Here is a 21,186-nt window from a genome sequence, read left to right on the forward strand (position 1 = left end):
GAAGTCGGCGCGGCCGGATCCTCCGGGTATCAGCCGGTTTCGGGGCGTGATCCCGTCAGTACTCCCGGTGTCGATGCCGAGGCGGAGTCCGAGCGATCGTGGTGATCCGAACGGCCCGAACGCTCCGCGTGCTCCGGGCGGTCCACGTGCTCCGGGGCGGGCCGACCCGCCTTCGACCGATCCCGGCCCGACCGCTCCCGGGCCGGGCGTACCGGACCCGCGCGCAGCACCCACGCGACCCCGCTCGGCGGCTCGACCGACGCGGCCTCGGCTTCGGCATCGGCATTGGCCTCGGCATCGGCATCGGCCGAAGTCTCGCTCCGTGCCGGCTCGTTCGGGTCACCCGGCGTCCCGGAACCCACGGCCGCCGTCGCCGCGCCGGCCCCCACCGACAACCGCGCGTCCACCTCGAAGCCCCCATCCGCCCGCGGCCCTGCCCGGAACGTGCCGCCGGTCAGCTCGATCCGCCGATGCAGCCCGACCAATCCCGTGCCACCCGCGCCCAGTTCGATCTCCGGCGGCCGGGTGGGCGCGGTGTTCGTCACGGTGATCCGCACCTCGCCGTCGGTGTGCCGCACCAGGACCCGGACGAAGGCGCCCGGCGCGTGCTTGTGCACGTTCGTCAGCGCCTCCTGGACCACCCGATACGCGGTGCGCACCACCACCGGCGAGGCCGGCCGGGCCGTACCCTCCACATCCAGGCGCACATCCACCCCCGCCGCCACCGACTCCTCCACCAGCGCGGACGCGTCCAGCACCGCCGGCTCCACCGGGGCGCGCGCGTCACGCTCCCGCGCGGCGCGCAACACCGAGACCAGATCGCGCAGTTCGGCCAGCGCCTGACACCCGGTGGAACGCAGGTCCTCCGCCGCCCGCCGGGTCGCGTCGTCCGCCGCCCGCGAACGCATCGCGCCCGCCTGGAGGACCATCAGGCTCACCCGGTGCGTGACGATGTCGTGCATGTCTCCGGCCAGCCGGTTGCGCTCCTCCTCGCGGGCCTGTTCGGCACGCAACTCCTGTTCACGCTCTGCCCGTTCGGCACGCTCGCCGAGGGCCGCGATGAGCCGGCGGCGGGAGGCGATGTAGAGGCCGTAGCACGCGGGGGTGAGCGTTCCGAAGGTGTTCCCGGTGTTGTTGGCGAGATCCCGCCAATCCCAGGGCTGCCACGTGGCCAGGCACAGGACGCCGATCAACAACCACATCCGCCGGCGGTCGTGCACGTAGACCGCGACCGCGTAGGCCGCCAAGAGGGCGCCGAAGGACTGGCCCTGCAGCAGCGTGGGCGCGATGACCGCGACACACACCTCGGGATGCCGGCGTCGGACGATCAGGATCAGCCCGGCGATCGCCTGGGCCATGTACGTCAGCCATGCGTTCGCGACATCCGCACCCGACTCGTGCAAATGCGCCGCCAGGGCGATCGCGGGAACCAGCGGCCCGACCACGATCGCCACCGTGAGGTCGAAGGCGAACGAGCGTCGGGCCTGCGGCCAGGAGGGGAAGGGGCGGCGGATCGACTCGGCGGCGGAGCGAAAAGTCACGGATGCCACGGTAGCCGGCCGCACCCGGCGCGCCGTCAGCCCAGCGGAGGAGAGCACGCGTGGTACCTGAGGCGCGATCCACCCCCGGCACGATTCACCCGCGGCGCGGGCCGCCCCGCAGCCGTTCCCGCCGACTCCCGACCACGCGAGTGACCCATGTAGTCCCCCAGAGCTACCCGCAAGGTCCACTCCCTGGCGCGACGCAGGCTACGGACGCCGATTCCTAGCTTCGAGTCCGGAACTTCGAGGACGGGAGCGGGAGATGCGTGGTCGGCTGCGAATGGGCCTGGTCTCGGTGCTGGTGGCGGCCGGGCTGGCCGGACCCGGTGTGGGTGCGGCGGAGGCCGCGGCGGCGGCCCCGCCGACGCTGCCGGCGATGTCCGCGACCACCCTGGGCGAGCGCTACACCGCCAACCAGCGAGCCATCTCCGACGCGGCCGGGCTGGCCCGGGACACCGGACACACCGGCCGGGCGGACAAGCTGGCGCGGATGGCCGACCCGACCCGCACCTTCCTGTCCTTCGACGGCCGCGCCGGCCGGGTCCGGGCGGTCGAGGTGGTCGGCGACCTCGCCGCCGCGGACCGGATCGCCGTCCTGGTGCCGGGCGCCGACACCGACCTGGACCACTTCGACACGCGCGGCGACAAGCCGTACTCGGCCCCCGGCGGCGGCGCGCGCGCCCTGTACGCGGAGATCCACACCCAGGACCCGACCGCCCGCGTCGCGGTGATCGCCTGGCTCGGCTACTCCCCGCCGCACACGATCAGCCTCGGCGTGCTGACCACCGGCCGGGCCGACGACGGCGCGCGCGAACTGCGCCGCTTCGTCGCCGGGCTGTACGCGGTCGCGCCCGCCGCGCAGGTGTCGCTGCTGTGCCACTCCTACGGCTCGGTGGTGTGCGGGCGGGCGGTCTCCACGATCGACGTGGCCGACCTCGCCGTGTTCGGCAGCCCCGGCCTGGGTGTCGACGACCGGGACGACCTGGGCACCGGCGCCCGCGTCTGGGCCGGTCGCGGCGACTCGGACTGGATCGACGTGGTGCCGCACGTCAGCATCCCGTTCTTCGACACCACCGTCGGCTTCGGCGCGGACCCGACCTCGCGCGGCTTCGGCGCCCGCGACTTCGCGGCCGGCGGCGGTGGCCACTCGGACTACCTGCGGCCCGGCGGGCGGGCCCTGTACAACCTCGCGCTGATCGTGCGAGGCCGCGCGACGGAGGTGACCCATGGCTGAGCCGGGCGTGCTGGTACGCCGGATCGAGCGATCGACCCCGGCCGACCGCGAGCGGGAGGTGGACGGTCTGCGGGCGTTCGCCATCCTCGGCGTGGTCCTCGGCCACTGGATCGTCACGGGCGTGTCCGCCGGCGCCGACCACTGGCAGACGGACAGCCCACTGCGCCGGCTGCCGGACTTCGCCCCGGTCACCTGGCTGCTCCAGCCGCTGGCCGTGTTCTTCCTGGTCGGCGGGTACGTGGGGGCACGCTCGTACGCCCACGCCACGAGCCGGCACACGTGGGCCCGGCGGCGGATGACCCGGCTCGGCCGGCCGATCGCCGCGCTCCTCGCGGTGTGGACCGTACTCATGGCGCTGCTCGCCGACTTCGTGCCCGGCGACACCCTCTACACGCTCGGCAAGCTCGTGCTGTCCCCGCTGTGGTTCGTGCTCGTCTACGCGGGCCTGACCCTGCTCACCCCGCTGGTGGTCCGCCTCGGCCGGGCCGGTCCGCCGCTCGCGCTCGCCGTGGTCGCCGCCGTGGACCTGACCAGGTTCGCCGCCGACGGGCCCGCCGCGCTCGGCTGGGTCAACGTGCTCGCCGGCTGGCTGGTCCCGTACAGCCTCGGGGTGCTCTGGGCCGGTCCGCATCGGGCCCGGATCGAGCGATTGGGCGGCCCGCTCCTGGTGGTGGGCGCGCTCGGCTGCGCCGCGCTGATCCGCTGGTGCGGCTATCCGGTCAGCATGGTCGGCGTCCCGGGCCAGGCGATGTCCAACCTCAACCCGCCCACCCTCGCGGCGGTCGCCTTCGGTCTCGCCCAGTGCGGCCTCGCACTGCTGGTCCGGGCCCCGCTGCGCCGGGCACTGAGCCGGCATCCGCGCACCTGGGCGGCGGTGGCGCTGGTCAATCTGTCCGCCATGACGGTGTTCCTGTGGCACCAGAGCGCGATGCTCGCGACCACCTCGGTCGGCATCGCCCTCGGTGGACTGCCCGGCCTGGGCACCGCGCCCGACGGACTGCCGTGGGTGGCCGCGCGGGTCGGCTGGATGCCGGCGTTCGCCGCCGTGCTGCTCGTGTTGTGGACGGTGTTTCATCGGTGGGAGGCCGCCGGCGGACGATCGCGCGGCGCCTCGGCCGCCGCGCGTAGCTCTTGAGAGTGACACCCCGGATCATCCGGGCCGGGGACGCCGGGCTTCGGCCCTGGCTCTAGCCTCCTGTGAATGAGCACGAAGGCAGGCGGATCGGGCGGACGGGACATCGACGTCGCGCATGCGGCGGGAGGAGCCGAGACCTCGACCACCGTCCGGGCCGGTGTGGTCGGCCTGGTGCGGCAGGGGTTGACCACGCTGCGCGGCGACCTGTTCGACGTCCGGGTCCGGACGGAGCGCCCGCCCGCCCCGTTCAGCAGCCGCGCGGTCGCCCTGGCGCTGCACTACCTCATCGTGGTGCTCGTCGTGGGCATCCAGGGAGCGGTGTTCGCCGGCTATCCCGGGGTGTCCGGCGGAGTGGCCTTCGCCATGGGCCTTGCCACCGGTGTACCGATCCTGCTCGCGCCGCAACGACCGGTCGTGGCCTGGTGGATGTCGCTCGGCTCGACCGTGGTTTGCGCGCTGGCCGCCACGCCGGGCGAGTCCGGGTCCGGCGTGGCCATGCAGTGGCCGTGGAGCGCGGTCGGCGTGGTTGCCCAGGTGGTGGTGATGGCCCACGTCGCCTTCCACACCCCGGTGCGGACCGTGCTGGAGACGTGGGCGGGCACCGCGCTGCTCGGTGTGGTGCTGGTGCGCAACGCGCAGGACGACCCGTCGCGCTGGGACACGATGCCCGCCGTGGCCCTGCTGACCGCGACCGTGATGATCGTCGTGGTCGCCTTCCGGGGCCGCAGCGACGCGCGCCGCGAACTCGCCGTACAGTCCGACCTGACCGCCACCGAGCGGGAGCGCAGCGCACTCCTGGAGGAACGTGCGCGGATCGCCCGCGAGTTGCATGACGTCGTTGCACACCACATGTCGGTGATCGCGATCCAGGCCGAGGCGGCCCCCTACCGAGTCGCCGACCCACCACCGGAGTTGCTGCGCAGCTTCGTCACAATCCGGGCCAACGCGGTCGACGCGCTGGCCGAACTCCGCCGCGTGCTCGGCCTGTTGCGTACCGAGGGCGACGGCGAGGGAGCAGTGGCGGTGGACCGCGACGGGCGGCCCGCCCCACTGCCGACGCTGGAGCGACTGCCCGAACTGATCGACAACGTGCGCGCGGCCGGGATGACGGTGGACCGCGTCACCGTCGGCGCCCCGCGCCCGCTGCCCCAGGGCGTCGACCTGTCCGCCTACCGGATCGCCCAGGAGGCACTGAGCAACGCGCTGCGCCACGCGTCCGGCGCGCGGGTGCGGGTCGAGGTCGCGTACGTGCCGACCGGACTCGGCCTGCGCATACACAACGAACCGTCGCCGCACCCGACGCCGCCCGCGCGCGACGGCTCCGGGCACGGCGTGATGGGCATGCGCGAGCGGGCCGCGATGATCGGCGGCACCCTCGAGGCCGGGCATACTCCCGAGGGCGGCTACCACGTCGAGGTCTTCCTGCCGACGGACGGGCAATGACTCTGCCCGCCGGCGGGGGAGCCGGGACACCTGCCATGGACCGCGACCACGACCGAACGGTAGGGACACGATGGCCATCCGCGTGCTGATCGCCGACGACCAGATGCTGGTGCGCGAGGGCTTTTCGGTCCTGCTCGGCGCCCAGCCCGGGATCGAGGTCGCGGGCGAGGCGGTGGACGGGCGCGACGCGGTCGAGCAGGTCGCGGCGCTGCGCCCGGACGTGGTGCTGATGGATGTACGGATGCCGGTCCTGGACGGCCTCGCCGCCACCCGCGAGATCACCGCCGACCCCGACTGCGCGACCCGGGTCCTGGTGCTGACCACGTTCGATCTGGACGAGTACGTCTACGAGGCGCTGCGCGCGGGGGCGAGCGGGTTCCTGCTCAAGGATGCCTCGGCGCGGCAACTCGCGGACGCGGTACGGGTGGTGGCGGCCGGTGACGCGCTGCTCGCACCGACCGTGACCCGGCGGCTGATCGCCGAGTTCGCCCGGCTCGGCGGTCCGAGCGCCGGCCCGCGCGGCCGGATCGAACAGCTCACCGAGCGGGAGACCGAGGTGTTGTCGCTGATCGCCCACGGGTTGTCCAACGTGGAGATCGCCGCGCGGTTGGTGATCGGTGAGCAGACGGTCAAGACGCACGTCAGCCGGCTGCTGGCCAAGCTGAACCTGCGCGACCGCACGCAGGCGGCGGTGTTCGCGTACGAGAACGGCGTGGTGCGCGCGGGCGAGCGCTGAGGCCGGCGCCGCCAGGGCTCAGCCCGCGTCGGTGGTGCGCGGGTAGGTGTCGAGCAGCCTGGTCAGGTGGGTGCCGGCGAGCAGCAGCGGTTCCTCGCTGCGGGTCACCTGGGCGGCCAGTTCGGCGCCCTCCAGCGTGCTGATCACGGTGTGCGCGAGTTCGCGCGCGTCGGTCTCGGCCAGGCCCGCCTCGATCAGTTTGGCGAGGACCGCCTCCCGCCAGTGCGCGAACGCCTCGGCGGCGGCGGCCTGGATGTCCGGCAGGCCGGCGGCGGTGCCGAGCGCGGTCGCGGTGACCGGACAGCCGTCGACCCAGTCGGAGGCGCGCAGTCCCTCGGCCAGACTCCGGGTGAGCGCGCGGATCGCCGCGCCCGGGTCCGGCTCGGCCGCCAGTACGGCGCCCAGGATGTCGACGAACTCCGCGTCCCCGTGTCGGATCGCGGCGACCGCCAACTCCTGCTTGCCGCCCGGGAAGAAGTGGTACATCGAGCCGAGCGTGGCGCCGGCCTCGGTGGAGATCTGCTTGATCCCGGTGCCGTCGTAGCCCTGCCGCTGCATCAGCCGCGACGCCGTGCGCACGATGCGCTCGCGGGTGCCGAGCGGAGTCGATTCGGCGGCGGCCTCGGACTGATCGGGTCGGCTCTGCTGCGTCTTCGTCTGCACGGGCCGAGTCTACCGAATAGAGCGTTCGTTCCAGAAGCGTGCTACGTTGCTCTGGCTGGATAGAGCGTTCGTTCTAGTCCGGCGTTCCTTTGCTCGTATCGCGAAAACGGGAGTACTCATGGGCGACAAGCAGGCGGTCACGGTCATCGGTCTCGGTCCGATGGGGCAGGCGATGACCCGCGCGTTCCTGGCCGCCGGCCACCCGGTCACGGTGTGGAACAGGACCGCGAGCAAGGCCGACGAGCTGGTGGCCGACGGGGCCGTACGGGCCGACACGATCGAGGCGGCGCTGGCCGCGAACGAACTGGTGGTGCTGAGCCTGACCGACTACGCGGCGATGTACGCGCTGTTCGAACCGGTCGCCGCGGCGCTGGCCGGGCGGGTGGTGGTCAATCTCGGCTCGGACACCCCGGAGCAGGCCCGCAAGGCGGCCGAGTGGGTGGGTCGGCACGGCGGCCGGCAGCTGACCGGCGGGGTGCAGTCGCCGCCCTCGGGCATCGGGTCACCGCAGATGTCGACCTTCTACAGCGGCCCGGCCGACGTCTTCGAGGCGCACCGGGACACGCTGGCCGTACTCACGGGCACCGACTACCGGGGTGCCGACCCGGGTCTGGCCGCGCTGCTCTACCAGCTCCAGATGGATATCTTCTGGACCTCGATGCTGAGCGCGACGCATGCCCTGTCGGTGGCTCGGGCGAACGGCATCTCGGCCGAGGAGTTCCTGCCGTACGCGTCCTCGACGGCCGCGTCGGTGCCGGATTTTCTCGCCTTCTACGCGCCGCGCCTGGATGCGGACGACCACAGCGGGGACGTGGACAACCTGGCGATGGGCGTGGCGAGCGTCGAGCACGTGCTGCACACCACGCGCGACTCCGGCGTGGACACGGCGCTGCCGGCGGCGGTCCTGGAGATCTTCCGCCGGGGGATCGCGGCCGGGCACGGCAAGGACAGCTTCACCAGCCTGACCGAGGTCTTCCGGTCGAGCCGGGGGTGATCCGGAAAGCCGGCAGGCCCCGGCGCAGCGGCAGGACGCAGCGCGGATCCGGGACGCGCAGTGCCACGCCGAGGGGGTGCAGCGTGCCGGTTCCCGGGGTCCAGGCGAACGCGGTGACCGCGTCGGCGTCGGGGACGGCCGCGTACAGGACCGGGCCGACGAAGGCCAGGTCCTGCGGGGCGGCGCCGCCGGTGGGAAGGTCGGACATCGTATGCGGGGCGTCGGCGGCCAGGGTGGTGATGGTGCCCGGACCGCGGTTGGCCGCGTACACGTGGGCCCCGTCGGGCGCGGTGACGATCGCGGACGGCAGGCCGGGCGCGCCCAGCGGGTGGCGGGTGAGGTCGGGCAACGCCAGGATCACCGGGTCGAGTTCGCCCAGCAGCCAGCGACCGGACAGGTGCCGGGGACCGGTTCCGGGCGGAACGGGCCGGGTGGCGAGCAACTGCGGCCGGCCCTCGACGAGTCGGTAGGTCAGCAGTGCGTCGCCGCCGAGGTCGACCACGGTGAACGTGTCGGTGCCCGTGAACACGATCTGGTGCGGATGCGCGGCGGATTGCCGGTCGGCGACCGCGCCGGAGCCCGACCCCGGCAGCGGGACGGAGGCGGACACACCCGCGAGCGCGCCGTTCGGGGCGAGCCGGTGTACGACCAGGTCGCCGCTGCCGTAGTTGGCGGTGACCAGCCGGCCGCCGTCGGGGGAGACCGCGAGATGGCAGGGGATCTCGCCGTGCGATGGGGCCTGTTGCCGGATCCGGGCGCCGCCGGTCGTCTCGACCACGGTGATCGTGCCGCTCGGCGCCTCGTCCACGCCGTAGACGAGGTCGAGACGGGGATGGGCGGCGGCGTACGCGGTGCGGACGGGAGCCGGCGGGCCGACCGGGGTCAGGACACCCGTGTCCGGGTCGGCGGCGCAGACCAGCGTGCCGGCGCCGCCGACCAGGACCGGCACCCGACTCGGCGGCACGGGGTGATTCCTCACCGAGTCGGGTGGCATCGCGGGGTCCTGACGGCCCATCAGAACGCGTCCGCCGGCCAGTGGATCGCGCCGGGGGCGGTGATCGTGGCGCGCACCCGGGCCCGGTCGCTCTGGATCGGCCGGGCCAGCCCGAACGTGGTGTGCCCGGTGCTCAGGTCGGCGAGTACCGCGCCGACCGCCCGGGTCAGCGCCGCGTCGATCGGCACGTGCAGCGTCACCACCGTGCCGGGGCCGCCGAGTTCGCGCGTCGCCGCCCGCAACAGCGCGGACAGCGCGTACGGGCGGCCCGGGCCGAGCGCGAGTTCCAGCACGTCGCCGGTGTCCGGCCGGACCACCACGTAGTCCCCCTCCTCGGTGACCAGCACCCGGGTCGGCGGCGCGTACCAGTGCGGGAAGCGGTACGCCCAGTCGGCGGCGGAACGCACCGTGGTCAGCGGCCGGTCGGCGTTCCAGGCGGCGTGCGTGGCGACCATCCCGGGCAGGTCGGCGGGCGAGGCCGGGCGCACCCGGCGATCCCCCCACGCCGCCTCGGGGCCGGCCACGCCGCGCAGATACGGGGCCGCGAAGGTCTCCCAACCGGATCCCGTGTACACCCCCGGCGTACCGCTGAACATCAACGACCACGCACAACCGTGGCGCGTCATGTCGTCGACGGCCAGGGCGAGCAGCCGGCGGATCAACCCCCGGCCACGGGCCCTGGGTGCACTGGCCACGCTGCCCACGCAGCCGACCGTGTCCACCCCGCCCGCCGGATTGCGGATCGGGCGGGGCTGCCAGTGCACGACGGCGTCGATCATGCCGTCGTCATCGGCGGCCACCAGGGTGCGTGGATGCCGGCCCACGTCGCGCGCGTACAGCGCGGGCAGGTCGGGTGCGTCCGGGAAGGCCACCGCCCACAGGGCGCGCAGCGCGGGTTCGTCGGCCGTGGTGCTCGGGCGCAGCCGCATCTCAGATCGCCAGGTTCCCGCTCGTGACCACCCGCGCGCCGTCCGCCGGCAACGCGGTCCGGGTCACCCCGTCCTCGACACAACCGGTGTGCAGCGCGGAGGAGGCGCCGCCGAACGCCTCCGGGCGCAGCTCCAACCGGCCGCCGGTGAACCGGGTCTGGCCGGCCATCCAGTGGTTGACCCCGCCGGTCAGGCGCACATGCGCACCGTCCGTGGTCGAGGCCGCGCCGGCCAGGTGCCAGCGCAGTACACCCGCCCCGGCGCCCCGGGACAGCAGCGCGCCCGCGCCGTTGCCGCCGGTCAGCCGGGTGCCGGCGCCCACGTGCAGGCTCTGGTCGCGGACGGCCGACAGCAGGATCCCGGTGTCGGTCAGGGTGCTCGCGGTCAGGCGCAGTACGGCCGAGCCGACTTCGAGGGGCGCCGCGGTCGGCCCCGCGCCGACGAGCGTGCAGGAGTCGAAGTCGACCTCGCCCGAGCCGCGCAGGATCGCGCCGTCCACGCCGGTGAACAGGCAGTCCCGGAAGTGCACGGTGTTGCTCACCGGCGTCTGGACCAGCACCTGCTTCGCGGGCAGGTCGAACGTGCAACCCTCGACGATGTTCGGCCGGGTCGAGCGGGTCGAGCGCTGGCCGATCGCGAACGTGCGGGCCACGCAGCCGCGCATCTGCACGCCGTCGGCGTTGACCTGGAGCGTGCCGCCCGGGTCGAAGGTCGGACGTGGGATCACCCGGACGTTCTCCAGGGTCAGATCGGTGATCTTCGTACCCGCGACGAACCACGAGCAGGTGTGGTCGCGCACGGTGATGCGCTTGGCGGAAGTCCCCCACAAAGCGCCCGAGTTGGCGATGTCCATCAGTCCGGAGTTGCCCTCGAAGAGCAGGTCGTGCTCGTACTGGCCGTGCGTGGTGAAGGGGTTGCCGCCCTGGTCGTCGCCGTCGCCGTGACAGTTGACGACGTGACAGTAGGCGGACGCGGTCGAGTCGTTCAGGTGTCGGGCGTTGCTGGAGACGCAGTCCTCGACCCGGCCGTAGAGGCAGTAGATCTGCTGGGTCAGATAGCCCGCGCCGCCGTACATCACCGTCGGCGGGTTCTTCAACGACGAGCGGGCGGTGACGAAGTGGGTGCACCAACGGCGCATGACCACCGGCCAGAACGAGCCGGTCGCCTCGATCCCGGTGACGTCGCAGCGCACCGCGTACTCGTACGCGATCGGGTGCGAGCCGGTGTACTCGTCGTCTGCACCGGGGCCGGCGCCGGCCCCGAAGAACACCATGTTCCGGACGTCGGCGCGTTGCACGGGTTCCACCCGGGTCCAGGTGATGCCGCGCCCGGCGGCCAGTTCCCACCCGTTGAGGTAGTCGACCCGGATGTGTGTGCCGTCGACGATCTGGGTGATCTCGACCAGCTTCTGCAATTCGCGCTCGTAGGTGCCGCCGCCGGCGATCGGGTCGATCTCGACCGTCCACCACTCGCCGACCCTGAACGCGCCGGCGTCGGGAACCGGGAAGGCGTCGGTGAGTTCGATGACGGTCTCGGGCAGCGCGTATTTCACGACCGCGCCGGTGACCTTGCCCTTGAAGTACAGGACGGCGCCGAAGGGGTTGTCGTGGGTGTTCTTCTCGATGCCGGTGGTGCGCACGGTGTGGCCGCCGAAGTCGAGCACGATGCGCGAGCGGGCGAAGGTGTGGCGCTTGACGAACAGCAGGTCGCTGTGCGCCTCGACGCGGTGGATGTACGGGTCGTTGACCATCGCGTCCAGCGCGGCGTCCGCCGGGACCTTGTCGTCGAGGATGCCGAACCGGCGGAAGTCCATCACCCCGTCGTGCACCTGGATCCACCGGCCGTCGCGCCCGGAGGCGGGATCGGCGAGCACGGTGCCCCCGTTGACCGCAAGCTTCGACCGCGGGTCCCAGCGCACCACCATCGCGCCACCGTCGCCCGCCGCGTGATAGCCGGCCACCAACACCATCGCATCGGCCTCGAGCGGCCTGACGTTCATCCGCAACAACGCGGCCACATTCGGCACACTCATCGACACATCACGCGAACCCGCGCCATGCCGATCGTCGTCGGAGGAAGCCGAGGCGGTCCCCGCGGCGGCCGTACCGGCGAGCAACAACCCGCCCAATCCGCCCGCGGCCAGCAGCCGACGGCGCGACGACGAAGGGGAAGAACCGAGTGAGGACATGGGGTCCCGCTCACTTTCTCGATCCGTGCACGAAGTGGGGTCGGGTGCGGGCCCGTCGGCGCTTTTCGGGCCGACGGGCACACACCGGTGATCAGAGCGAGCTGCGGTACGGCGGCATGTGGCGCATGCGCGGCATCTGGTCCGCGAGCACGCCGCCGTCGACGACGATGCGGGTGCCGGTCACGTAGGACGCGGCGGGCGAGGCCAGGAAGACCACCGCGCCGGCGCACTCGTCGGGGGTGGCGTAGCGGCCGAGCGGGATTCGTTCCCGGTAGGCGGCCTCGAACGGCTCCCGGTCCAGCGGGAATTCGCCGTCGATGGGCGTCTCGACCATGCCGGGCGCCACGGCGTTGACGGTGATCCCGTGCGGCGCGAGTTCGACCGCCAGGCTCTGCACGAGCAGGTCCACACCCGCCTTGGACGCGTTGTAGTGGGCCAACCCGGCCTCGGCGACGTGGGCGTTCTTCGAGGTCACTGCGATGATCCGGCCGGCGACCCGGTCCGCGATCTGATGCTCGGCGACCCGCTGGGACAGGAAGAACACCGCGTCCAGGTTCACCGCGAGCACCCGCCGCCAACTCGCCACGGAGATCTCGTTGAACCGTTCCAGGGCGGCCGTGCCCGCGTTGTTGACCAGGATGTGCAGCGGCCCGGCCGCGGCCCGCACCTCGTCCACGAAGCCGGCCAGCCCGGCGGTGTCGGCCAGGTCGAACGGCATCACCCGGGCGGTGCGGCCGGTCGCCTCGACGGCCGCGCGGGTCGGCTCCAGGTCGACCCCCGGCAGGTCGGTGAGCACGACGTTGGCGCCCGCCCCGGCCAGCGCGACCGCGAACGCGCGGCCCAGGCCGCCGGCCGCGCCGGTGACCAGCGCGGTGCGCTCGGTAAGCGCGAAGTCCACGGCGCGTCCCGCCTCGCCGCCGCTCACGTCAACCCCAGCAGGGGCAGCGCGTCACGGAAGATGATCGCCTCCACCGCGTCCCGGTCCAGCGGCGGCAGACCCGGGATCCCGGGCACCGCGGCCACCTCGCGCAGCCCGGTCACCGACGCGTCCACCGTGGTGAACGGGTAGTCGCTGCCGAACAGCAGCTTGTGCAGCACCCCGTAGTCCTGGGCGAGCCGCAGGCTGTGCCACAGCTGGAACGGGCGGTAGTGCAGCGCGCTGAGATCGGCGTACAGGTGCGGGTGCTTGCGGATCACCGCGATGCACTCGCCCTCGAACGGATGGCCCAGATGCGCGAGCACCATGCGCAGTTCCGGATGCCGGATCGCCACCGGGTCCAGCAACCTCGGCTGCGCGTAGGCGATCGGCGCCGCCGAGACGAACGTGGTCCCGGTGTGCACCAGGATCGGCAGGCCGTTGTCCTCGGCGTAGGCGAACAGCGGGTCGTAGTGCGGATCGCCCGGGTCGAAGCCCGCGTACATCGGCATCAGCTTGATCCCGCGCAGCCCCAACTCCTGGTGTCCAAAACGCAGTTCGTCCTGCCAGCCGGGTTGGGTCGGGTCGATCGACAGGTAGCCGATCAGCCGCTCCGGCTGCGCGCCGACATACTCGGCGACGGCCTTGTCCTCGACCCACAACCCGCTGCGCCGGGCCTTGCCGCCGACCACGATGGTGCGCGTGTCCGCCGGGCTGCTCGCCGCGTAGTCGGCCCAGCGCACGGTCAGGTCCACCTCGCCCGCGTGTGCGCGGGCCGACTCGGCCTTGAACGTGTCGTCGAAGTCGCAACACTGCCGGAACAGATGGGAGTGCACGTCGACGATCCCGGGGCCCGCCGGCGCGGAGTTCATGTGCGGTTCCTCTTCTCCCAGCCGGCCGAGAACATGTTCCAGAAACGGTGCGTCGGCGGGTGTTCGGCGAACACGTCGTCGTCGAGTTCGACGCCGAAGCCGGGCGCGGTGGGGATCTCCACGTGGCCGTCGGCGGTCACCGGCAGTGCGCCGCGCACCGCGTCGAACACGTAAGGCTCCAGCAGGCCGTCGAAGGTCTCCAGGATCTTGAAGTTGGTGATCCCGAGCGCGGCGTGCACCGAAACCGTGGTGCACAGCGGGGAGTTGGAGTTGTGCGGGGCGACCATCACACCGTGCGTGTCGGCGATCGCGGCCAGTTTGCGCACCTCGGTCAGGCCGCCGGCCATGGACAGGTCCGGCTGGATGATGTCCACCGCGTTGGTCGCGAACAACTGCTTGTACTCGTAGCGGTTGTGGAAGTGTTCGCCGCCGGAGATCGGGAACGGCGCGCGGGCGCGCAGTTCCGCGTAGCGCTCGATGTGCGTCCAGGGCATCGGCTCCTCCAACCAGCCGATGTCGAACGGCTCCAGCGCCCGCAGCAGCGCGGAGGCGGTGGTCATCGCGAAGCGGGCGTGCCCCTCGACGAACAGGTCCACGTCCGGCCCGATCGCCTCGCGGACCGCACCGACCAGTTCGACCGACTGGCGCAGTTCGGCCCGGGACAACTCGTGCAACCCGGCGCCGAACGGGTCGAACTTGAGCGCCGAATACCCCTTGGCCACGGTCTCCTTGGCCTTCGTCGCGAACACGGCAGGGTCGCGCTCGCCGTTGTACCAGCCGTTCGCGTACACCCGGACCCTGTCCCGGCAGGCGCCGCCGGTGAGCCGGTACACCGGCACGCCCAGCGCCTTGCCCATCAGGTCGTGCATGGCCTGGTCGAAGCCGGAGAGCACGATGCCGCCGATGTCGCCGCCGCGCAGGAAGTCGCCCTGGTACAGGCGCAGCCAGATCTCCTCGGTGTCGAACGGGTCGGCGCCGATCAGGTGTCGCTGTGCCATCGCCTCGGCCAGTGCCGCGGTTTCGGCGACCCGGTAGGGGTGGGTGATCTCGCCGACGCCGGACAGGCCCTGGTCGGTGTGCACGCGGACGTAGCCGAAGTCGCGCCACGCGGTGCCCAGGAGCAGGGTCTCGACGTGGGTGATCCGGCCGGCGGGTCCGGTGGGTCGGGTGCGGTCGACGACGAGCATCAGCGGGCCGTCCCCTCGGTCGCGCCGCCCATCGTGGAGGTGCCGGCGAGTTCGTCGATGCCGCCGTCCTTGATCGCGTCCTGCACGGCCAGTTCGGTGGCGGCGATCAGGTGGTCCACGTCGGCGTCGGTGTGCGCGTACGAGATGTGGCTGCGCTTGAGGTTCAACGGCAGTTCGAACACGCCGTGTTCGAGCAATCGGCGGCGGTAGCCGATGAACAGGTTCGCGTCGTTGGCGAGCAGGTCGTCGTAGCTGCGCGGTACGCCGCCGGCCATGAAGTAGGTCACGAACACCGAGCCGTAGCCGGTGACCACGGCCGGGACGCCGAGCCGGGTGTACATCTGGGCCAGGCCGGTGCGCACCCGCTCGCCGAGGCGGAACACGTGCTCGTGGACCGGCTCCTCGCGCAGCTTGCGCAGCGTCTCCAGGGCGGCGGCGACCACCCACGGGTGGCCGTTGTAGGTGCCGGCGAAGAACGCGGGAGCGCCGGGGCGGGTGCTGAACTGCTCCATCAGGTCGGCCCGGCCGCCGAGCGCGCCGACCGGGGCGCCGTTGGCGATGGCCTTGCCGAAGGTGGTCAGGTCGGGGGTGATCCCGGCGATCTTCTGGTAGCCGCCGAGGTCGTGCCGGAAGCCGGTGATCACCTCGTCGAAGACCAGCACCGAGCCGTGTGCGGTGCACTGTTCGCGCAGCGTGGTGAGGAACTCGGCGTCGGGCAGCAGGCAGCCGACGTTGTGCGGGATCGGCTCCAGGATCACCGCGGCGATGTCCGCGCCGTGCTCGGCGAACGCGGCGCGCACCGCGGCCGGGTCGTTGAACGGCAGGACCAGGGTGGCGGCCAGCACCTCGGGCAGGATCCCGGTGGAGATCGGGTCGGGCGCGCCGACCGCCTCGGGCGAGGAGATCACGTTCAGGCTGACCGCGTCGTGCCAACCGTGGTAGCAGCCCTGGAACTTGACGATCAGCCGCCGTCCGGTCACCGCGCGGGCGACCCGCAGCGCGTGGAACGTGGCCTCGCTGCCGGTGCTGGTGAGCAGCACCTTCTCGACCGAGGGGACCAGTTCGACCAGGGTCTCGGCGAGGGTGACCTCGCCCTCGGTGACGGCGACGCCGGTCAGGTCCAGGCGGGTCGCGGCCTCGGCCACCGCGCGCTGTACGTCGGGGTCGTTGTGGCCGAGCAGCGGCGGACCGAACGCGGAGTGGTAGTCGGTGTAGACGCGACCCTCGGCGTCGGTGAAGTTCGCCCCGCTCGTGCCGGTGACGATCAGGTCGGTCAGGCCCGGGATCCGGCGCTGACCGCTGTTCACCCCGCCCGGAATGACCCGAAGGGCTCGGGCGGGAAGGGAGTCGGTGGCGGCTGTGCCGACACTCATCGGTGGGCTCCTTGCGTCGTTCGTGACCGTTCGGATCCGCGGCCCTGCCAGGCCGTGGACCTCCGGCGCCATCCGCCTTCGGCACGCGTCGCAGGTGGTGCATTTTCGTTTTCTGAACACTGTTCGACAGAGCCGAACAGTGCAGGACTCTACATTTGGATGTACAAAGCAGTCAAGAGGTCTGGACCGGTAAAGTGTTCTGCTATGTCGAACAGCGTTAACGAGAATGTCGAGGAGTCGAAGTACTGGGTGAAGTCCGTCGCCCGGGCCGCGGACATCCTCGAAGTGCTCTCCGCACGTGGTCCGGGGGACGGCATGAGCGTCACGGAGGTCGGTCAGGCCTGCGGGATCTCGAAGAGCGCGACCTTCGGACTGCTCCAGACCCTGCGCGGCTACGGCCTCGTATCCGACGACGGCGAGGGGATGAATCGGCGCTACCGGCTCGGGATGGGTCTGGCCCGACTCGGCGACCGGGCCCAGGCCCAGGTGTCGCTGCGCGACGTGGCCCGCCCGGTGCTGGCCGAGCTGACCCGGCAGACCGGCATGGCCGCCCGCTTCGCGGTGCCCGAGGGCGGGCTCGCTGTGGTGGTCGACCAGGTCGGCATAGAGCAGCGGGTCCGCCTGGACCTGCGCATGGGGGTGCGGGAGCTGCCGCACTGCACCGGATTGGGCAAGGCGATCCTGTCCGCGCTGCCCGAGGCCGAGGCGCGCGAGGTGATTTACCGCTCCGGGCTGCCCCGGCGCACCTCGCACACGATCACCGACACCGAGACCCTGATCGCCCACCTGCGCGACGTGCGGGCGACCGGCTACGCGCTCGACGACGAGGAGGACGCGGACGGGATCTTCTGCATCGGCAGCCCGGTCCGCGACCACCGCGACAAGTGTGTGGGCGCGATCAGCATCACCGGCCTCAAACTCGACCTGCCCGGTTGGCGATTCCAGGAACTGGGCCGCCAGGTACGGGCAGGCGCACTGCGGGTCAGCCGCGAGCTGGGCAGCACGGAGAGTGGCGAAGGCGACATCGGCGCCGGCTGAAACCGGTGGGTGAACAACCGGGCGAAGGGGTCGTGGCGGAACAATCCGTCGCGACCCCTTCGTGTTCCCGCGATTACGGACGATGAAAGTCGGCCAGGGGGGCTTGACCAGGATCGATGTCCGGGCCTACGTTCCTGGACTCATCAGGGCCCGCACGTTCGCTGCCACGAATCGTGCCCGATCACCGGCCTTGGGGTTGACGGTCCGTCACCACGGCCGCGCAGCCCACCCCATGCCATCCGCCGCGCGTTTCCCTCCCCGGTCGGGAAACGACGTCATCGGCACGCGCCACGGGAAGCATCCTCCGTCGAAGGCCGAGGTTCCCCGATGAGCACGTCCCCCACTCCTTCCACCTCCACCGCCACGCCGTCGGCCCCCGCTCCCGGGTCGTCGCGCCGTCGGCTGCTCGCCGCCGGCGGTCTCGGCGGGTTGTTGCTCGCCGGTACGGCCGCGGTGGGTTCTGCCTCGGCTTCTCCCGACGACGATCGGCATGGCGCGGGTTCGCGTGATGTGTCGATGAGTGTGCCGAATGTGGCCGCGTTGTTGCGGATGAACGTCAGGCCGCTCGAGGCCGACGCGATGGTGTTGGTGGCCGGCTATCACGCGGCGGGCGACGGTGGCGCGATGGTGGTGCGCTGGGACCCGCGGTCCAAGCTTGCGGTCAACGGGGGCACCGTGCTCGCGGATCCCGCCTCCGGGCGCGACGGCCGGTGGATCCAGGTGCACGACGGGGTGATGGACTTCCGCCGGTTCGGCATCCTCGACGACAAGGTCCCGGCGGACGCCGCGCTGGACGCGATGGTCAACGACCCGTACATCCACCGCGTCGAGGCCCACAGCGACCTGCTGTTCGTCAAACGCCACACCTTCGCCCGCTCGCGCATCGTGCTCGACTTCGGCGGCCACACCGTGCGCACCACCGGCATCGAGAAGAACACCCACGACAACCCGTTCGGCGCCGTCCTGTACTTCAAGGGCAAGGTCACCGACACCGTGGTCAAGGCCAGGCTGTCCCAGCCGATGCCGGACCTCGCGGACGTGTTCGAGGTGCCGGACAGCGCGGCGTTCAAGGTCGGCGACTGGTGGGCGGTCACCATCGATCCCGAGCCCGGCAAGGGCAAGTACGAGCAGGAGGTGCAGCGCCTGGTCGAGATCACCCAACTCGTCGACGCCACACACATCCGGGTCGGCTACAAGATCGGGTGGGACCTCGCCGCCGGCCGCACCTTCACCTGGACCCGCATCGAACCGGTGGACCGGGCGCACGTGCGCAACATGGTCTTCCAGGGCATCGCCGACGGCGACCAGTACACCGGATCGCACCCGATCGCCTACGAGTACACGACCAACTGCGACGTCGAACACGTCGACGCGGTCGGCACGTTCTGGCCGGTGATCATGCGCCGCTGGTGTACGCACTACCGCACCCGCGCCTGCTCGCTGCGCAACCCGGCCAGCGTCACCTGGGGCGGTGCCGGCTATCTCACCCAGCAGATCTACTGCCTGTACGGGCACGTCGAGGACTGCCACGTGGCGAACAGCCGGCACCTCAACGACCTGACCGCCTCCGCCTACTGCTACGTGACGAACTGTCACGGCGACGGCGACGACCAGGGACCGTTCGTGACGCACGGTCAGTTCGAGCACGACCTCGTCTACACCGGCAACTCCGGCCTGATGACGTTCGCCAACTCCGGCGCCGCGTGGGGATCGGTGGCCAAACGCATCACCGTCCGCAAGCACGTGTGCTCGTGGTTCGTGGCCCGGGTGAAGATCACCGATCTGACCCTGGAGGACATGCAGGTGATCGGCAAACCCGCGCTGTCCGGCTCCGGGATGCTGTGGGTCAACGCGGACGGCGTACAGATCCGCGGCTGCACCGCGTCGGGGCCGCTGATCGTCTCCCAGGCGTCCAACCGGTCGCAACGCGCCAACGTGATCGCCGACTCCACGTTCACCCTGGCCAAGGACGCCGAGATCACCCAGGCGAACGTGACCGGCGACCTGCACCTGGAACGGGTCACGCTCAAGGGACTGGACAACGCGGCGCTGCGCAACGCCGGTCGACTCATCCTCTCCGAGTGCACCCTGATCGGCGCGCCGAACGCCGCACCGGTCACCGTCACCGGCGCCGCGCTGGCCGTGTCCGGCGGCGAACTGCGGGACACCGGGCTGCGGTTGGCGGGCACCGGCGAGCAGAGCGTGGCGCTGTCGCGCACCCGGCTCGGCGGCACCAACGCGGCCCGTGCGCTGCTCTCGCGCACCGGCGGCGCCCGCACGGTTCGCTGGCAGTTGGACGGTTGCGTGTCCAGCGCCGCCGACGCCGCCACCGCACACGTGCTGATCGGCGAGGGCACCAACCGCTACCGCGCGGCGGGCAACACCTTCGCCGGCGGCCGACTCGAACTGGCCGGCGCGGCCTTCGGCGGGGCCGGCGCACTGCTGCACAGCGGCTGCGTCGAGGACGGCGTCACCCGTACCGCGATGCCCGACGAGGGCCCGCGCGTCGCGCACACCGCCGGCAACCAGCTGATCTGACCCGCCCGTACGGGCCCGCAGCACCTTCGTATCCGCACCGCCCTCGCACCACGGGAAGCACCATGACCGCCACCGGTTCGACCACGAACACCGCCACGCCGGCCCGCACCGACCGACCGGCCATCACCGACCGACCCGTACGGTTCGCGCTGGTCGGCGCCGGCAACCGGGGTCTGACCTACACCGATTGGATCCACCGGCACCCCGACCGCGCCGAACTGGTCGCGGTGGCCGACCCGCGCGCCTCGGCCCGGACCGCGTCCGGGGCGAGCACGCAGTTTGAGGACTGGCGACCGCTGCTCGACGAGCGCATCGCGGACGCGGTGATCGTGGCCACCCAGGACCGCGAACATGTCGAGCCGATCCTGGCGTTGGCCGAGGCCGGCTACGCGATCCTCACCGAGAAGCCGATGGCCGCCACCGAGGCGGACTGCCGGCGCATCCTCGAGGGCGTGACCTCGGCCGGCGTGCCGTTCGCGGTGTGCCACGTGCTCCGATACACCCCCTACACCGACCTGGTGAAGGGGGTCCTGGATTCCGGCGTGCTCGGCTCGATCGTCAGCCTGGACCTGCTGGAGCCGGTCGGCTGGTGGCACTACGCGCACAGCTACGTGCGCGGCCCGTGGAGCCGCGAGGCCGATTCGTCGCCGATGATCCTGGCCAAGTCCTCGCACGACCTGGACTGGATCGGATACGTCACCGGCGCCCGGATCGAGACGGTGGCGAGCTTCGGCGGCCTCGCCCACTTCAGGCCCGAGAACGCGCCGGCGGGCTCGGCCCGCAACTGCCTGGACTGCGCGGTGGAGCCGGAGTGCCCCTACTCCGGGCCGAAGTTGTACTTCCCGGCGCTGCGCGAGACCGGCGATGCCTGGCCGATCAACCACGTCACCGACGCCGCGCACGGACCCGAGGATCAGGCGGAGTTGGTCCGGGCGCTGCGCGAAGGGCCGTACGGGCGCTGCGTCTACCACTGCGACAACGACGTGGTCGACCACCAGGTGGTGGCCATGCAGCTGTCCGGCGGGATCACCGCGACCTTCACGATGACCGCGTTCACCGAGCAGACGCATCGTCAGGTACGGATCTTCGGCAGCCACGGCTGGTTGCGCGGCGACGGCGAGAAGGTCACTGTGCACACCTTCGCCGACGACCGGGTGGTCACCCACGACGCGGGCGCGTCCGGGTCGAACGCGGCGGACGGACACGGTGGCGGGGACACCGCGCTGATCGACGCGTTCGTCACGGCGCTCGCCACCGGCGATCCCGCGCACATCCGCTCCAACGGTGCCGACTCGCTCGGCAGCCATCTCGCCGCCTTCGCCGTCGAACGCTCCCGACTCGGCGGCAACACCGAGACCGTGCCGCGAAGTTGAGCGCCCGCGCGGGGCGAGAGGCCCCGCCGCCT

At 72.0% G+C, this 21,186-nt stretch carries 17 protein-coding genes; 8 read left to right on the forward strand and 9 right to left on the reverse strand.

Features of this window, described 5'->3' with window-relative positions; genetic code table 11:
- Positions 1-29: 29 nt before the first annotated feature.
- Positions 30-1,541, reverse strand: a complete 1,512-nt coding sequence (locus ACH4XV_RS01960) for a sensor histidine kinase (protein WP_395786178.1) — start codon at positions 1,539-1,541, stop codon at positions 30-32.
- A 262-nt stretch (positions 1,542-1,803) separates the two neighbouring features.
- Between ACH4XV_RS01960 and ACH4XV_RS01965 the strand changes: the two genes are divergently transcribed.
- The 4 genes from ACH4XV_RS01965 to ACH4XV_RS01980 all read left to right on the forward strand — a co-directional run bounded on the left by ACH4XV_RS01965 (position 1,804) and on the right by ACH4XV_RS01980 (position 6,089).
- A complete protein-coding gene (locus ACH4XV_RS01965) occupies positions 1,804-2,775 on the forward strand; it encodes an alpha/beta hydrolase (protein WP_395786180.1) in 972 nt (323 codons plus the stop codon).
- Positions 2,768-3,910, forward strand: coding sequence for an acyltransferase (locus ACH4XV_RS01970; RefSeq protein WP_395786182.1), 1,143 nt, complete (start codon positions 2,768-2,770; stop codon positions 3,908-3,910). The genes ACH4XV_RS01965 and ACH4XV_RS01970 overlap by 8 nt, the downstream gene beginning before the upstream one ends.
- 66 nt (positions 3,911-3,976) lie before the next feature.
- The gene (locus ACH4XV_RS01975) at positions 3,977-5,353 is read left to right on the forward strand and encodes a sensor histidine kinase (RefSeq protein WP_395786184.1); all 1,377 of its coding nucleotides are present in this window, start codon (positions 3,977-3,979) and stop codon (positions 5,351-5,353) included.
- Between the two features lie 70 nt (positions 5,354-5,423).
- A complete protein-coding gene (locus ACH4XV_RS01980; RefSeq protein WP_395786186.1) occupies positions 5,424-6,089 on the forward strand; it encodes a response regulator in 666 nt (221 codons plus the stop codon).
- A gap of 18 nt (positions 6,090-6,107) precedes the next feature.
- Here the strand turns inward: ACH4XV_RS01980 and ACH4XV_RS01985 are convergent, their stop codons facing one another.
- The gene (locus ACH4XV_RS01985; RefSeq protein WP_395787037.1) at positions 6,108-6,671 is read right to left on the reverse strand and encodes a TetR/AcrR family transcriptional regulator; all 564 of its coding nucleotides are present in this window, start codon (positions 6,669-6,671) and stop codon (positions 6,108-6,110) included.
- A gap of 199 nt (positions 6,672-6,870) precedes the next feature.
- Here ACH4XV_RS01985 and ACH4XV_RS01990 point away from each other — a divergent pair, with 199 nt between their 5' ends.
- A complete protein-coding gene (locus tag ACH4XV_RS01990; protein ID WP_395786188.1) occupies positions 6,871-7,746 on the forward strand; it encodes an NAD(P)-dependent oxidoreductase in 876 nt (291 codons plus the stop codon).
- Here the strand turns inward: ACH4XV_RS01990 and ACH4XV_RS01995 are convergent.
- The 7 genes from ACH4XV_RS01995 to ACH4XV_RS02025 all read right to left on the reverse strand — a co-directional run bounded on the left by ACH4XV_RS01995 (position 7,706) and on the right by ACH4XV_RS02025 (position 16,205).
- Positions 7,706-8,710, reverse strand: a complete 1,005-nt coding sequence (locus tag ACH4XV_RS01995; protein ID WP_395786190.1) for a lactonase family protein — start codon at positions 8,708-8,710, stop codon at positions 7,706-7,708. The genes ACH4XV_RS01990 and ACH4XV_RS01995 overlap by 41 nt on opposite strands.
- 50 nt (positions 8,711-8,760) lie before the next feature.
- A complete protein-coding gene (locus tag ACH4XV_RS02000; RefSeq protein ID WP_395786192.1) occupies positions 8,761-9,669 on the reverse strand; it encodes a GNAT family N-acetyltransferase in 909 nt (302 codons plus the stop codon).
- Position 9,670: 1 nt separating this feature from the next.
- Entirely contained in the window at positions 9,671-11,701 is a 2,031-nt protein-coding gene (locus ACH4XV_RS02005; RefSeq protein ID WP_395786194.1) for a peptidase C14, read from the reverse strand.
- A 247-nt stretch (positions 11,702-11,948) separates the two neighbouring features.
- Positions 11,949-12,782, reverse strand: a complete 834-nt coding sequence (locus ACH4XV_RS02010; RefSeq protein WP_395786196.1) for an SDR family NAD(P)-dependent oxidoreductase — start codon at positions 12,780-12,782, stop codon at positions 11,949-11,951.
- The gene (locus ACH4XV_RS02015) at positions 12,779-13,645 is read right to left on the reverse strand and encodes an amidohydrolase family protein (protein WP_395786198.1); all 867 of its coding nucleotides are present in this window, start codon (positions 13,643-13,645) and stop codon (positions 12,779-12,781) included. The genes ACH4XV_RS02010 and ACH4XV_RS02015 overlap by 4 nt, the downstream gene beginning before the upstream one ends.
- Positions 13,642-14,832 (reverse strand): mandelate racemase/muconate lactonizing enzyme family protein, encoded by a 1,191-nt coding sequence (locus tag ACH4XV_RS02020; protein WP_395786200.1) that lies wholly within the window; start codon positions 14,830-14,832, stop codon positions 13,642-13,644. Before ACH4XV_RS02020 ends, ACH4XV_RS02015 begins: the two co-directional genes overlap by 4 nt.
- Complete coding sequence (locus tag ACH4XV_RS02025) at positions 14,832-16,205, reverse strand: aspartate aminotransferase family protein (RefSeq protein ID WP_395786202.1); 1,374 nt, start codon at positions 16,203-16,205, stop codon at positions 14,832-14,834. Before ACH4XV_RS02025 ends, ACH4XV_RS02020 begins: the two co-directional genes overlap by 1 nt.
- A gap of 204 nt (positions 16,206-16,409) precedes the next feature.
- Here ACH4XV_RS02025 and ACH4XV_RS02030 point away from each other — a divergent pair, with 204 nt between their 5' ends.
- The 3 genes from ACH4XV_RS02030 (at position 16,410) to ACH4XV_RS02040 (ending at position 21,154) form a co-directional block, all read left to right on the forward strand.
- Positions 16,410-17,243 carry an IclR family transcriptional regulator gene (locus tag ACH4XV_RS02030; protein ID WP_395786204.1) on the forward strand — a complete coding sequence of 278 codons (834 nt, stop codon included), beginning with the start codon at positions 16,410-16,412 and terminating at the stop codon, positions 17,241-17,243.
- Positions 17,244-17,570: 327 nt separating this feature from the next.
- Complete coding sequence (locus tag ACH4XV_RS02035; protein WP_395786206.1) at positions 17,571-19,781, forward strand: peptidase C14; 2,211 nt, start codon at positions 17,571-17,573, stop codon at positions 19,779-19,781.
- Between the two features lie 62 nt (positions 19,782-19,843).
- A complete protein-coding gene (locus tag ACH4XV_RS02040; RefSeq protein ID WP_395786208.1) occupies positions 19,844-21,154 on the forward strand; it encodes a Gfo/Idh/MocA family protein in 1,311 nt (436 codons plus the stop codon).
- Positions 21,155-21,186 lie beyond the last annotated feature (32 nt).

The organism is Embleya sp. NPDC020630, assembly GCF_044334985.1.
Classification (GTDB): Bacteria; Actinomycetota; Actinomycetes; order Streptomycetales; family Streptomycetaceae; genus Embleya.